We start from the raw sequence: 14,466 nt of genomic DNA, 5'->3' as shown, positions 1-14,466 counted from the left end.
ATAAACCCGCTTCGCCTCATCTCAATGGCAAAGTTGAACGTTCCCAAAAGACAGACAAAGCTGAGTTTTACGCTACTGTAGACCTCTCAACTGATGACCTGAAGGATCTGCTGTCAGAATGGCAGCATTACTATAACTGGGAGCGTCCTCATAGCGCTCACAACGGTAAAACCCCGATGGAGCGCTACTTTGAACTTGCTGAGCAAAACGCCATACACTGATGTCGTTCACGCAAACTATCAGCCCAATGAAGAGCATATACAGGAACAGAATTACAAGCTTGAGCTTGAACTGAGAAAATTGAAACGATGTCTATGAATCACACAACTTAATATAGGTCTGTTCTTATCTCTCGGGGTGGGCTTTGGCCTGCTACAACGCAACTGGTCGACCTTTTGGGGCTTCTTTTGGGTTGCTCTGTTTATTACTGTCTTGTACCTGGTGAGTTATATGAGCGGTTCGCGTCACCGCTTAAGCCGGCTCATTGGCAAATCAATGCTATGGGTATATGCGGCGATCTTCGCTTGTGCGGCTGTGTTAGCGGCTGAAAGACTGTGGCTGATCAACGGCGATAGCTACCCGACCTTCATGGGAACGGTCTACCAGAAGTTTGATATTCCCACTTATGAGGCAATTCCCGATTGTGCAAAAGGCGGGGGGGATTGGTTTGAAAAATCTGGCAAGACAGTTATCCGTTGTGGGAGCGACTGGCTAACGGGTACCACGATCATCGTTAATCAACCGTCACCTGAACTGAAGGACCAGACCAAATGAAAAGGGTGTTAGCGTTTTTTAAAGGCTACCTGGCGGTGGTGCTCGTAATGCCACTCCTCACCGGCGTTGGCACTGCGTTGTACATGCGTGGTGAAATTGATGCCGGTGGGTACCGGGAGATTGTGATGGCCTGGCCACACCTTTCAACCCAGACCAAAGATGTGGTTTCAAAAGCAATGATTGATGGCCAACTGACGCGCTGGGCGGCCGCCGACATCAGATCCAGGATCATGCACGAAACCCATATGCTGACGCGGGGGAGCTCACCGATAATGTCGCTCGATGCGGAACGGGACCAACTTCGCAATTTAAAGTAGCTGATCTGCAGATGCAAAATTTCGCATGCGAAACATTTTAATATCAATAATGATATTGAAATGTGCTTGAGGGATAATGTGTGTGTTGGGGATGGAAGGCCATCCCCAGTACGTTGGCGTAAAGCCAGTCTCACAGGAGTAGCAGCGTAATGTTGAATCAAAAGTTGTTTCATATCTCCCAGGGCACCAAAGGATGGCTGCCCACAGTAAAGTCCGATATCAAGATCGTCGAGTTGTTAACGCGAGGTTTTACCCTTGTCGACGGCAGACTGTATCCCGATCAAATTTCCGAAATTGAAGCGTTGCTTCCCCTGCGTTACAACGTCAAGGATGTCACCCCTTACAAAACTGACATTATCAGTCACGGCGACCTCTGTTGCCGAATGGTCAAAATTACCCGTATATCCCTGCTAGAAAGCTACCGTAAAGTGCAGGTGAAGGCGGATAGCATCGCCCATTTTATCGAGACGTACGGTAAACCAGCCCACTTCTCCCATCGTGGGTACGAATATCTGGGGCAGGAAATCGAGAGGCTGACAATGGAGCTCGCCGAGCAAGGCTATGCCCTGATCAGTGCATGTGACTCTAAAACGGAAAGCGTTGTCGCCTACATCGCGTAATTTCGCATGCGAAATTCCATGACTGCTGGAAGGCCGGTAGTCATTTCAAAACCAGCTCACAGGAGCAACCATGAAAAAGTATTTTGATATTCCGGCAACCGTTGGTACCCAAGGCGGCATCCGCCAGTTTTCAGTGACCCTCCCGATGCGGGTTCTGGAACATATTATCGCGATAGACGATTCTGGCAATACTATGGAGCGATCACAGCGCCCAGTGAATCATGCGCGTACATCCCGCATTTTCGATTATGTGTACGATAACGTCGACGACAAAACACCCTACATACTGCCGACCCTGTCGGGTAATCTCGAAGGTGAAGTGGCCTTTACGCAGTTCGAAGGGCATACCAGTGTGGGAATGTTACGCATTTATCGTGGAGCCGATATCAAGTTCTTTGATGGGCAACACCGGGCAACAAGTATCCAGCGTGTAGCGAGCACATTAAAATCGTTCAACGATACCATCACCCAGCTGTTGACCGACAACATCGATCTGCTTACACGACAACAGTTCTTTTCCGATATCAACTATAACGCCGTTAAGCCGTCTGCAGCCCAAAACAAAGCCTATGACAAGCGTGATGCCAGGAACACGCTAGCCGCGTATGTTGCCGCTGATTGTTATCCATTCAAAAGCTGCCTCGACTATGAAAAAAATGTCGTTACAGGTTCAAACCCCAACATTTTCAGCTTTAAGACGCTCTATGATTGCCTGGTAAAAATGTTCAAACTCAATGAAAAAAGCGAGATCACAGAGCAGATGAAAAGTGATGCCGTGCTCTTGATGTCGGCCTGGAGTAAAAAAATGCACTGGTCAATTATCGGGGGATGGACGTCATCAAATGCCCCTGCCTATCGACAGAAATACCTGGGCACGCATGCCGTCATGGTCGTAGCGATCGGGGTGGCAACTCGGTACTTACTGGATACCCGTTCAGTCGAAGAAGCGGTGGCGGTGATAACGGAAGCTGAGTTCCATTACGAAAAGCAGTTTGGCTTTGAAGACTGGGAACGGCGGTGTGTCGAGGTAGATACCTGGAAAATTAAGTGCGATGCCCGCGCGATAAAGCTGAGTGCCAGTTTGCTTCTACAGATGCTCAATGTGGTTTTTCCCGATGACCTCAAACAGCTTGAAGCAGATACGTTTGGTATTGATCCTGCCACGCTGAGAACCAGTGAGAAGCCAGAAGCCTATGCCTTTGATGAGGATAAAAGGTTGGAGCCACCCCTCGATACTGATGGCTGGCTGACGTTGCTGAATGAGCATCTTGCACCTCAGTTAAAAAAGGAGTTCATCACTAACATTGGTATTCGATCCGTGGCCAGCACGTTGAGCACTTTGGAAAGTGAGATCATTTTGAAATGCACCCGTGCCGACTTGATCGACGATTTAAAAACGGTTGCTGACATGAGTAGCAGTGAACTCAAATTCCTTTGGGATAAGAAGGCTACAAAGGTGTGGATGCGCCGGTTGACGCCTAACGATGTGGCAAGCGATCCTGCAGAAACTGACAGCAACGACTGACTTTCGCATGCGAAATTATGCTGTCGGAAATCGGTGAGAAAGAGGATGTTTTTTTGAATATCTTTATTGATATTAATAGAGCGTCCTGATAGATTGGTAAGTGTCAGGTGGGAGGCCACCTGATACTTCGGCGTAAAGCCTGGCTCATAGGAGATTGAACATGCAACACAATGCCATAGTTGGCCGTTTACTGACACAACCGCAACTGATCCAACGTGATGATACCCAATACAGCTTGTTTACTGTCGCAGAGCTGCGCAATCGTGGTGACCAGCAAACGAAGTTGGAATTCATTGCTTATGACAATGTTGCTGAACGCATCGCGGATCGGTACCTGGTAGGTGACACAATGTCGGTTGATTTTATTATCAAGAACTCAAAGTACGAGAAAGACGGCACAGACATACATGGCTATTCTTTCGTGGCCATCAATGCTGAATACATCGCGCCTGGTAAGAAACGAAGAGAGCTAAATAACAATCAGGCTCCGCACCAGTAACGATTTTATCTGTTTTCGCATGCGAAATGTTTTTGAAGAGGACGCAAAGATGGCTGCAAAAGTAATTGTAATTTGTTCACAAAAGGGCGGGATCGGAAAAACATTTTCCACTACCGAAATTTCCTCTGAGCTGCAGGCTCGCAATAAGCGTACATGCGCGATAGATGGCGACTGGATGAGTGCGTTAACGTCACGCCAGTTTCCTGACGGTTTGCCGCCAGAGATTGATAAAAATCCGCAAGGCCGTACATTCACGCCAGGGGAAGCACACGTTTCACGTATGTACGCAGGTCCAGATACGCCATTTACCCCTCTCACATTGCCGGACGGGCGGGGATTTATGGGGGCAACTGATGATCTCAATGACGTGAATAACCGCCATGCAGACTGTGCATTTGACTTCAAAGAGCGATTTGAGGTGCTGAAGGAAGCTTACGATTACATCATCATCGATTCATCACCGGTATGGTCAAACTTGTTGTTGGCCAATCATATTGTCGCTGACTTCCTGCTGATCCCCACTGTGCTGGAGAAAAGTTCTCGGCTTGGCGTTGAAAAACACATTAATTCGTTCAAGAAAATCAAAGAGCGTTACAACCCGGGCTTGAAGCTTCTTGGGGTGTTTGTCACTCAGGCAACTGTGGCTAACTATAAAAAGCCGATGCTTGAAGGGCGCTATGCGCAGGTTGATACCGCCAACCTCGAAATGCTGATGGAGATACTTGAAGAGCAGGGGTTTAGCAAAGAGCATTTATTGGAAGTGATGCCGTTTGTCGCAACCAAAGTACGTGAAGCGATCGAGCTTAATACCACGATAAAAGAGCATGACCCTAAGAGTCCACTCGTGACCAGTTATGATCGCCTGGTTGATACCATCATTGCACGGACTGGAGGCTAAACATGGCCAAGGGATTTAGAAATCAGTTGCAGAAGCAAAAGGATCAACGGCAGCAGGCCGCCTCCATGCCGGAGGCGGCGCCAGCATCCGGTTTGCAAGAACGTGAGGTGATGTTGCCAACGGAGCAGTTGAACCACCGGGTGCTGCAAGATGTGTCGCGTGCTGAGTTAGAACCGAATGGCCAGATCATTCGTGTGCCGATCAATGAAGTTTACGCGGTTAAACAGGTCCGTCCGGAGGAAGACTTTGAAGCGGCTACGATAGAAGGCATGGCCAGTAGTTTCGACGAAGTCGGGATCCTTTCACCCCCACGTTGTTATCCCCGTGACAAGCGAGGTTATCGGATTTTATTTGGGGAAACTCGATGGCGGTCTGAAAAACAACGGGGCGAGAAGTATATCGATATTTATGTCGGCCCCCCGCCGAAAGATGACCGAGAACGGATCATCTCTCAATTGAGTGAAAATATTCACCAGTCCGGGCTTAAGCCTTTAGCGACAGCGAACAACATGCTTGAGCTGAAAACGACCTGGAACATGTCACAGGCAGAAATCGCCAAGGTGCTTGGCAAGCCGCAGACATATGTCAGCAAGCACATGCGCTTGCTGGATGCGCCGGAAGTGGTGAAGTCCTTATTGAAAGATAAGGTCACCAAAGATCTCGATATGGTTTATACCCTCAGCCAAATCAGCGATATCAACCCGGACAGGGCTGAAAAAATGGTTGAGCTACTACGCGATGGAAAGTTGACTCGCGGGAGTGCCATTAAAGAGCTGAACTTGCTGAAAGGAAAACCGGCTGTTCCGCCAAAATCTACAGAGCAGAACGACCAAGATTCGGGAGAGACTGTCGGGGTTCCAGCGGGTACATCTGAGCCAGCAAAGGCTGCTATCGATAATCCAGGAACGAACGATAACCAACCAGAGACGGCCGAGAGCAATGCACCTGAAAAGGATGATCTGCCTGGCACAGCTGGGGAACCCGTTGTGTCGAGCAGGCCAGCTACCGGTAACGCAGATGGGGATGAACAACAACCCGAAAGCGTCAAACGTGATGACCCTACAGGAGAGGAACAAATAGTTCCTCGGCAAGCAGCTGCTCTTGCTGCTGCGCCGACAGTAACGCCTGCAGTAACGACCCGACGCATCGTGGTCATGGTTGACGGGGAAGAGGGGTATCTGGTCACGGATAAAACGCCGGACGAATTTGGTTTGGTCTGGATCAAATTCAAAATCGGAGAGGTTTGTATCGAGGCGAAAGATGTGACGGTCCTGGGGATTAAAGAGGTCTAAATGATTACGACACTCTTCGCGCAACTGGCAGACGCATTCTTGCCAAGCATTGTGAAAACATGGGTGATGACCACAGAACTGACGTCTGCACAAGCTGCAGACGTTCTGGTCAATACAGCCATAAAAAACGGCTTTCTGCGTGACCGTGAAAAGCCCCTGACAGGATCGGCAATCAATGAATGGGGGATTCGCAAAAGCGTACCCCGTTGGGCGATGCAGGCTGCATTGTCTATGCTGCTGGAAAACGGGTGGGTACCTAAAGCACATGCGGAATGGGCCGGGTTCGCTTCAATCTTCACGTTATCAATTAAAACAAACGACTGTGATTTGTTGTTGAGTTTGTTGCCAGCTGGTTTCGATCGCGATGTTGCGGCAGGCTGGCTTTGCGCAGCCCTGGAAAATGACGCCCACTATCGTGCGCGTAAAAAGAGGGTCTCAACATGACATTCTTAGAGCTGGATCGTATTTTGAAAGATACCGGCAGGAATGGCTATGCGGCGTCGATGCTGGCCTGTTTGTTGGATGCTTTCGATAGCGGGGAAACGCTCTTGGGAAAAGAGAAGGTGGCATCAATCATCGGTATCACGAATACCAACGTTGCCGCCGTTGCCCGACGTTTCGCTGAGTCAGGTGTGATTGAAATCCTGTATTGTGATAAAAGGGCAGAACACCTTACATACTCGACGATATCGAATGGCCGGTGGTCGACACCGTACTATCAGCTGACATCAGTAATTTTGAGCCTGTATCGCCGAACGTAAAGTTTCGCATGCGAAAATTCAATTTAAGGAAAAATGACCGGTGAGCCATAAAATGAAAATGATGCTTGATGGTTAGGAATCTGGATCGCGTTTTTTCGGAGCGACTGACCATGAACATCGGCGTACAACAGCCCCTGATGACGCGGGGCAGCGCATATTGATAGATGAAAATAACCATTACGGTGGATTTTTAATCTAAAACCTGTTTTTCAGGCACACTGATCCAGAGTCGGTGCCTGAAGCCATCGTTTTTTCGCCATCTGATGCAGTCTGTTGGAGAGCATTTTTGTCGCGTGTTCACCCGCTATGGCACCGGCAAAACGCAGTCGACCTTTGCACTAGATGCATTGGTAAGGGGCGGTGCCCAAGAAGCCCTTCATCAGTACCGCGAAACCGGGCCGTTTTGGTTTCTCCCGTACGGTCATTTCCAGCGCATCGTAAACCTTCGGCAGCAGCGCGCCGCGCTTGCGGTTGGCCAAAAAACCGTAATACCGCACCATTTTAAAATGCCGCGCCGGAATATGGCTGACGTACCGCTGCAACATCTCCCCCTGGCTGATTTTCTGGCGTTTGTGTTGCTGTGTGCGGTGGTCGTAATACTGATGCACCACGGCACCGCCGCGATAGTGGCGCAGCTGAGAAGCGGCCACCGGCGGGCGCTTCAGATAACGGCCGAGGTATTTCACGCTGCGCCAGGCGCCGCGAGTCTTTTTGGCAAAATGCACTTTCCAGGCGCGGCGATATTGGGCATGCAGATAACGGTGCCACCGGTCTTCGTTACGGATATGACCGAGGCCCGGCAGGCCGCCGGGGTTGATTTGCGCGTAGTTGTCGCGCAGCAGGTAAACCACGGCGTTGTGCCAGATTTGCTCTACCTCTTTCTTTTTAAAGAACAGCTGCCGCCAGGTGCTGTGTTTTATGTCGAGGCCGCCGCGGGTAACGGAGACGTGGATATGCGGATGCTGATTGAGCTGCCGGCCGTAGGTGTGGAGCGCACAGAAGATCCCCACTTCGATACCCTGTTGGCGTGCCCAGCGGAGCATGGCGCGGGTGGCACAGCGGAACAGGTCGTTGAGCAGGGGCCAGTTGTTGTTGAAGAACGGCCACAGCAGATGCGGCATAGTGAAGGTGATGTGTTGCCAGTCGCTGTCGGGCAGGATGTGCTGCTTTTTGTCACCCTCGATTCAATAGATGTGGAGTATGTACCCAGCATAAAAAATGTAAGGAGCGCGGCAGACAATTTATATGCTACCCAGCCACTGGAGAACTACACAGGTTTAATAAAACCCCAGAAGGTTATCAATGCTGAGCGCATACGTTCTCAACGTCGGGGTGTGATACGGGTACTGCTTTCACTCATCATGCAGGAAAACACGCAAAGCAATATCATTCGTAAACTTAATTCCCATACTCGCTATGCCAGGTTAAAATCAGCATTATTTGAATACAATGCTATTTTTAAAAGCAAGCATGTCCTTAACCTGATTGATAATATGCAACTCAGGAAAGCCATACGAAGCGCCAGAAACCGTACCGAGGCTTATCACCAGCTTCAGAGTAATATAAGAAAAACGTATCACGGCGTATTCCAGGGAAAAAGGATCGTTGAAAATCGCATAAGTGCCCATGCAGCAAGGTTAATTGCAAATTGTATTATTGCTTACAATGGTATGATCCTGAATTCGGTATATGAACGAATGGTAGCCAGTGGTGTATCTCAGGAGATTATTAATGAGTTTACGCGAATATCACCAATAGCCTGGAGCCACATGCTGCTTACTGGTCGCTACAACTTCAGGAAAAGTAACGGGGAACTTGATGTTGACGCCATATCGTTGATACTGGAGGCACACGTGAAACAACATTTTTGGCACGATAAGTGAACCCGTACTCGTCATTTTCGGGGGTTCTTCCAGTGCGCTGGGCAAAGCTGCACTGATCTTGTAGGTGAAAGTCCTGCCGTAGAAAGGACAAGCCAGACCACTACGTAGCGAGTCTTGCGTTTCCGGCGGTAACAAAGGAGACGAAGCGTAGACAGCGAAACATTCGAGCCGAAACCAAATGGTGAACGTGATAGCTCCGAAATCCCTCTGATAGTGATGTGCCGATGGTCTTGGAAAACCAGCAGGCAACAGCTTCGGAATGGTCATACTGGCAAATATCCATTCAGAAGCACACACCGGAGCCGCGGGCGTCGGCGAGCTTGTAGAGAACAGTGCGGAACCCAGGAGATCCTGATACTTCTCAATGGAATGAGTATGTTAGGCACAAGTGCCAAACACAAGGCCTGATAAATGAGTACCAGGAAGTCGGAGTCAGTCATAGTAGCGTAGAAACGAGTAATGACCGTGGAGCGAAGGACTGGCAGATAGATCGAGCGTGAGAGGGAAACAATGACCGTACTCAGCAACGACGGAATAGCATGGTTAACAAAACTTGAGCGCATAGGCGAGAAATCGGCATGTAACAAACAGCAATTGTTCAACAATTTAGGTCATTTGCTCAGTAGTGACATGCTGAAAGGGCAATTCCAGCGGCTGGATGGGAGTAAAGCCGTTGGTATTGATCGCGTGACAAAGGCCGCCTACGGAGAGCAGATTGACGAGAATATCAATAGTCTTATCTTGCGTATCCGCCGGGGAACATATCACCCCAAGGCCGCCAGAATAACGGAAATACCGAAAGAGGATGGCAGCAAACGGCCGTTAGCCATTTCTTGTCTGGAAGATAAGCTGGTACAGCTTGCTGTCAGCGATATTCTTAGCAGGATCTACGAACCGCTGTTTATGCCCTGCTCATACGGTTTTCGACCGGGTTTAAATTGTCATGCAGCATTGAAGGCTCTGCAACAGCAGACGTTTCGCAACTGGAATGGTGCCGTTGTAGAAATCGATATCCGTAAGTATTTCAATATGATCCCACACCGGGAACTGATGGAATTACTTCGGAAGAAAATATCAGACCGTCGTTTTCTCAGACTGATCGAGGTACTGATAACGGCACCAGTAATAATCGGTAAACAAACATTCAGCAATGAGCGAGGGTGCCCACAAGGAGGCTTATGTTCAGCTGAACATAAGCCTCCTTATGAACAGCGCTGGATTATGCACAGTGCTTGCCTGTAGGTGGCGATTTTGCAGGGGGATGCATAAAATCGCGGCACATAATCACCGATGATGCTGATCACCTGGCCCGGCATAACGTGGGGCCTGTGATTGGAGATAGCGGTGATGGTAACTTTATCTGCATTAATTTCTGACCTGGATCGCGAGTTGCTGCGTCTGGGGTATAAAGAGTCGACGATGACCTGGTATCGCCAGTGTTGGCGTCGCCTGGAGGGATATTTTTCGGATCGGGGCGTTGAGGAGTTCAACCTGGAGATCGCAATGGCGTGGGTTGACACCGCCTGTGATTTTTTCGCGAAGGAACAGACCAGCACGCTCAAACAGACTGACGTCTATTTGTTTCGGGTCGCCCAGATGCTCGGAGACTTTGTGGCTCACGGTGCTGTGTTGCGTCGCTATGATCGCCGGGCCGATAAGCTCACAGCCAATCAGGCCGAACTGATCGGTAAATTCCAGGCCGGGCTACGTGCCGAGGGTTGTGCAGTTTCGACGGTGCGCACGTACGGAACGCTGGCCGGAGAGTTTCTTTCGTTTGTAGACGCGCGCGGCCGGCTTGCTGAATGTGATGCCAGAACAGTCGAGGCATTTGTCGCTACCTTGTCCGGATACCAGGCAAAGACGGTCGAACAAAAACTGTGCGCGGTCCGCTCTTTTCTCAGATACGCAGGTTGCCAGGGACAAGTCAGTGCCGATGTATTGAAGGCTGTCCCGCCGGTGAAGTCCAGCAAGCACGCCAGAGTTCCATCGGTGTGGGACGCCGCCGATGTGGCCAGGATTCTGGAAGCTATCGACCGGGGTAATCCCTGTGGCAAAAGGGACTACGCGATCATTATACTGGTCACACGGCTCGGTCTGCGTAGCATCGACGTCAAGCGTCTGGAACTGGATGATTTCGACTGGCCGGGCAATCGGCTCTGGGTGAGGCAAGCCAAGACCGGGCACCGAATACAACTGCCGCTATTGAAAGACGTTGGCTGGGCGATAATCGACTACATCCGTCATGGGCGACCGTCCACCGATTATCGGCAAGTGTTCCTGCGCCATACCACCCCGGTTGGGCCGTTTTCTGACCAGGATCATCTGCACCAGATCCTGTGCAAGTACGCACGAATGGCCCATGTTGCACTGAGCGACCAGCGTCGTCACGGCATGCATTCGCTACGGCATACGCTGGCGACCCGATTGATGGAAGATGGGACACCGCTCGAACAGATCGCTGACATTCTTGGGCATCAGTCGGTAAGCACGACAGGCGTGTATTTGAAGACGTCTCTGGGGCTGCTGCGTCAGTGTGCGCTCAACCCTGATGCCACATCCGGGGAGGTCCTGTGATGAACGAGCCTCTGACATTGATCGATACCGTCCATGCGATGGTCGCCCAGCAGCGTATGGTCAGTTATAAATATGAAGCTGAGGAAGCGATCCTCTACCGGTTTGTTGCATTCACACGCAGCCAATTTCCCGGACTGGAGACCATCACCGAAGCTTCTGCCAATGCGTGGATCGAGGCGGCTCAAAAGCGAGCGGTCACGCCGTCAACCCTGCTGGGTCTGACTTCGCCGGTGAAGCATCTGGCTCAGTGGCTGATACTCCACGACGTTGCGGCCTATGTGTTACCGACAGGCGTGTTGCGTCGGCCGGCTGCCTACATTCCGCACATTTATTCTGACGCGGAACTGGCAGCCTTCTTCACCCAGACGGATCACTGCCATTACTGCAGCGATGTGCCCCTACGACACCTGGTAATGCCGGTCCTGTTCAGGACTATCTATGCCTGCGGTCTGCGCTGCTCGGAAGCACGTCTGTTGCGCGTTGAGGATGTTGATCTGGCAACAGGGGTCTTGCTGATCCGCGACGCCAAGGGCGGCAAAGACCGTCAGATCCCCGTGTCCGAACCACTACGTATTCGGTTGGCGCACTATCATGCCCAGTTTGACTGGATGGGGCATGAGTGGTTCTTCCCTGGAAGACGCGCTCTCCCCCTGAGGCTTTTGAACGTTTACAATAATTTCCGTCGGTTTCTATGGCAGGCACGCATCAGTCACGGTGGTCGTGGCCACGGACCGCGCGTCCACGATTTTAGACATTCATTTGCGGTTCATAACCTGCGGAAGTGGTTTGCTACCGGCAAGGATGTCGGCGCGATGTTGCCGATCCTGCAGACCTATATGGGGCATTACACCATCGCAGACACCGCCTATTATTTGAGGCTGACCGCCGAGTCGTATCCGCACATTGTCTCGCGACTGGATGAGACGATCGGGCACGTTGTCCCCTCTCTGAAGGGAGGTCTGCACCATGGCAACTGATTTTGCGCTGCTATTGTAGCGGTTCCTTACAAGCCACCTGGCAGGGCTGCGTGGCGCTTCGCCCAACACGGTCGCCTCCTATCGCGACACGTTCAAGCTTCTGATCATCTATTTGCGTGACCAGAAAGCGCTCCCGACAGAGAAGCTCACCCTCAACCATATCGACGTTGGGACGATTACAGGGTTCCTGAACTGGCTTGAGAGCAGCCGCCAGAACAGTGTCTCAACACGGAACCAGCGCCTGGCGGCGATCAGCTCGTTCTACACCTGGATGCAATCGCAGGAGCCCGCACTGATGGCGCGTTGCCAGGACATCATGGCAATCCCGGTAAAAAAGGGAGCTCAATCCTGCGTGCACCACCTGACAGTTGAACAGACGCGATGCTTGCTAAACGCGCCGGATCGCACCACGCGCAATGGCAGACGCGATGCGACAATGCTGGCCACTCTTTACGACACCGGTGCCAGAGTCCAGGAACTGGTTGACCTGACCGTTGGGGACGTCCGTCTGCAAAAGCCCGCGGTTATCACGTTGACGGGAAAGGGTCGCAAGACTCGTCATGTCCCTCTTGGCACCAATACGGCAGCGCTCCTGGCCAACTACCTGACTGAGTTTCGCCTCGATATGCCTGGTCGCGATAGCTATCCGGTATTCTTCAACCAACGACACGCGAAGCTCAGTCGTGGCGGAGTTGCCTGGATCATCGACAAGTACCGAGCGCTCACGGACGCACACGGGCTTGCCCGAGCCAGAATAAGCCCTCATATTCTGAGGCATAGCAAGGCCATGCATCTATATGAGGCTGGTATCCCGCTGCCCTACATCCGGGATATTCTGGGCCATGTGGATCTGTCGACCACGGAGATCTACGCACGGGCTTCCACCGAAGCCAAACGCAAGGCTCTGGAGGCCGCATATGTCGACGTCATCTCCAACGAAATGCCGGAGTGGAGTCAAGATGCGGAACTGCTTGCCTGGCTGACATCTTTATAATCATTGATTATGCGCAGTGTTTACGTGCAGGACCCCAGCAAAAACTGCCCTGCAACCGGGTACAGTGCATAATCCAGCGCTGTTCATAAGGTTCAATCCTGTCGCCGATACTTGCCAATATTTACCTGCATCATGTGATTGATGAGTGGTTCGATGAAATCAGCCACGCAGTGATCCACGGACGTGCGGAGATGGTGAGATATGCCGACGATATGGTATTTACCTTCCAATACCCAAGTGAGGCAAAACGCTTTTATAAAGTGTTGCCTAAACGGCTGAATAAATACGGTCTGGAGCTGCACAGTGACAAATCGCAATTACTATCCGCAGGTCATGTAGCGGCAATGAGAGCCAATCAGTCAGGAGAACGTCTGCAAACGTTTAACTTTCTGGGGTTTACCTGTTACTGGGGGAAAACGCGAAAAGGATACTGGCGACTAAAATTTACCAGTCGAAAAGACCGTTTTGCGGCCAAGCTGAAGGGGTTAAGGGACTTTCTGTGGAAGAACCTGAACACCAACAAGCGGCAAACCCTGAATACCGTTATCAAGGTGGTCAGAGGGTGGATAAATTATCACGGTATCTCAGACAACCAGAGACGGGTTGGACAATTTATTCACCAGAGTCGTCGGATCATCTACAGATGGTTCAACCGTAAAGGTGGGCGTCGCCGACTGACGTGGGAAAAGCTGGGTCTGATCCTGAAAATGCTGGGTTATCCAGCGAAATGGAAAACCCGCTCAATGTTCGATTCTTGCTGAAATTGTGTGGGGACACGGGTCTATCGGGAGCCGGATGCGGTAGTTCCGCAAGTCCGGTTCTGAGGAGGGGCCTACCTGGGTGACTGGGTAGGTCTACTCACCCTGGCCCCCCTCTGAATCGACTTTTTGAGGCGTAACCGCGTTGCACAAACGTTCGTTTATGCGTTGTGGTGAAATAAAGAAAGTTGGCAGTTATCGCAGCTACCCGGTCACTACCCCTACACAGCAGAGCGAGGGCTTGAACTTAGCCAGAAATTGGCAAAAGACGCCTTATCGGTCTATGCCAAACGTCCGACCTATCTGACTGCGATTTCAGAAGGAACTACTCGCTTCGACCTGCACGGACTGCCTGCCGGTGAAATAACCGAAAAGGAGCGGGAATATTCCAGAAAAAAGCTGGACAAGCTGCGGGAAAAAACTGAAGTCGTCGGCAAACCAGACGCACCCGCGCTGTAACTCGCGTTGCTCGAACTCGCAGTACAGCGCCCCGCCCGCCTTTCAGCCGGACGGCGTACCGTTCGCAAGCTCACGCGCCAACTGCGCCCTTCGGGGCGCTTTGTCATATTGGCATCGCCTGGTTGAATTTTTGGG

General features: G+C 51.1%; 13 protein-coding genes and 5 pseudogenes. 17 read left to right on the top strand and 1 reads right to left on the bottom strand.

From position 1 onward, the window contains the following. The 10 genes and pseudogenes from ACRDCA_RS03645 to ACRDCA_RS03600 all read left to right on the top strand — a co-directional run. Positions 1-318: pseudogene (locus ACRDCA_RS03645) on the top strand (integrase core domain-containing protein); the annotation flags it as partial. A gap of 132 nt (positions 319-450) precedes the next feature. Further along, on the top strand, positions 451-774 hold the full coding sequence (locus ACRDCA_RS03640) for a hypothetical protein (protein WP_438688333.1): 324 nt from the start codon (positions 451-453) through the stop codon (positions 772-774). Continuing rightward, entirely contained in the window at positions 771-1,091 is a 321-nt protein-coding gene (locus ACRDCA_RS03635; RefSeq protein WP_438688332.1) for a hypothetical protein, read from the top strand. Before ACRDCA_RS03640 ends, ACRDCA_RS03635 begins: the two co-directional genes overlap by 4 nt. A gap of 149 nt (positions 1,092-1,240) precedes the next feature. Next, positions 1,241-1,711, top strand: coding sequence for a hypothetical protein (locus tag ACRDCA_RS03630; RefSeq protein ID WP_438688331.1), 471 nt, complete (start codon positions 1,241-1,243; stop codon positions 1,709-1,711). A gap of 70 nt (positions 1,712-1,781) precedes the next feature. Beyond that, positions 1,782-3,236: a DNA sulfur modification protein DndB gene (locus ACRDCA_RS03625; protein ID WP_438688330.1), complete on the top strand. Its 1,455-nt coding sequence runs from the start codon at positions 1,782-1,784 to the stop codon at positions 3,234-3,236. Positions 3,237-3,396: 160 nt separating this feature from the next. Next, positions 3,397-3,735: a hypothetical protein gene (locus ACRDCA_RS03620; RefSeq protein WP_438688329.1), complete on the top strand. Its 339-nt coding sequence runs from the start codon at positions 3,397-3,399 to the stop codon at positions 3,733-3,735. Positions 3,736-3,784: 49 nt separating this feature from the next. Continuing rightward, entirely contained in the window at positions 3,785-4,633 is an 849-nt protein-coding gene (locus ACRDCA_RS03615; protein WP_438688328.1) for a ParA family protein, read from the top strand. 2 nt (positions 4,634-4,635) lie between these two features. Then, entirely contained in the window at positions 4,636-5,925 is a 1,290-nt protein-coding gene (locus tag ACRDCA_RS03610) for a ParB/RepB/Spo0J family partition protein (protein WP_438688327.1), read from the top strand. Then, on the top strand, positions 5,926-6,369 hold the full coding sequence (locus ACRDCA_RS03605) for a hypothetical protein (RefSeq protein WP_438688326.1): 444 nt from the start codon (positions 5,926-5,928) through the stop codon (positions 6,367-6,369). Then, positions 6,366-6,686, top strand: coding sequence for a hypothetical protein (locus tag ACRDCA_RS03600; protein WP_438688325.1), 321 nt, complete (start codon positions 6,366-6,368; stop codon positions 6,684-6,686). The genes ACRDCA_RS03605 and ACRDCA_RS03600 overlap by 4 nt, the downstream gene beginning before the upstream one ends. Positions 6,687-6,895: 209 nt before the next feature. Here ACRDCA_RS03600 and ACRDCA_RS03595 read toward each other — a convergent pair. Next, positions 6,896-7,858 (bottom strand): annotated as a pseudogene (locus ACRDCA_RS03595) (IS91 family transposase); the annotation flags it as partial. Here ACRDCA_RS03595 and ACRDCA_RS03590 point away from each other — a divergent pair. The 7 genes and pseudogenes from ACRDCA_RS03590 to ACRDCA_RS03560 all read left to right on the top strand — a co-directional run. Continuing rightward, positions 7,799-8,569, top strand: coding sequence for a Tn3 family transposase (locus tag ACRDCA_RS03590; RefSeq protein WP_438688324.1), 771 nt, complete (start codon positions 7,799-7,801; stop codon positions 8,567-8,569). The pseudogene ACRDCA_RS03595 and the gene ACRDCA_RS03590 overlap by 60 nt on opposite strands. Positions 8,570-9,079: 510 nt before the next feature. Next, a pseudogene (locus ACRDCA_RS03585) lies at positions 9,080-9,754 on the top strand (reverse transcriptase domain-containing protein); the annotation flags it as partial. Positions 9,755-9,916: 162 nt separating this feature from the next. Next, on the top strand, positions 9,917-11,143 hold the full coding sequence (locus ACRDCA_RS03580) for a site-specific integrase (RefSeq protein WP_438688335.1): 1,227 nt from the start codon (positions 9,917-9,919) through the stop codon (positions 11,141-11,143). Beyond that, positions 11,143-12,120: a tyrosine-type recombinase/integrase gene (locus ACRDCA_RS03575; protein ID WP_438688323.1), complete on the top strand. Its 978-nt coding sequence runs from the start codon at positions 11,143-11,145 to the stop codon at positions 12,118-12,120. The genes ACRDCA_RS03580 and ACRDCA_RS03575 overlap by 1 nt, the downstream gene beginning before the upstream one ends. A gap of 37 nt (positions 12,121-12,157) precedes the next feature. Further along, entirely contained in the window at positions 12,158-13,114 is a 957-nt protein-coding gene (locus ACRDCA_RS03570; RefSeq protein ID WP_438688334.1) for a site-specific integrase, read from the top strand. Between the two features lie 89 nt (positions 13,115-13,203). After that, a pseudogene (locus ACRDCA_RS03565) lies at positions 13,204-13,875 on the top strand (reverse transcriptase domain-containing protein); the annotation flags it as partial. 243 nt (positions 13,876-14,118) lie between these two features. Further along, positions 14,119-14,331, top strand: a pseudogene (locus tag ACRDCA_RS03560) (ProQ/FINO family protein); the annotation flags it as partial. Between the last annotated feature and the right edge of the window lie 135 nt (positions 14,332-14,466).

Origin of the sequence: Serratia sp. (in: enterobacteria) (assembly GCF_051654945.1) — a bacterium.
Taxonomy (GTDB): Bacteria; Pseudomonadota; Gammaproteobacteria; order Enterobacterales; family Enterobacteriaceae; genus Chania.
Note: the sequence above shows the minus strand (reverse complement) of the source record. Positions and strands in the feature narration are given on the sequence as shown.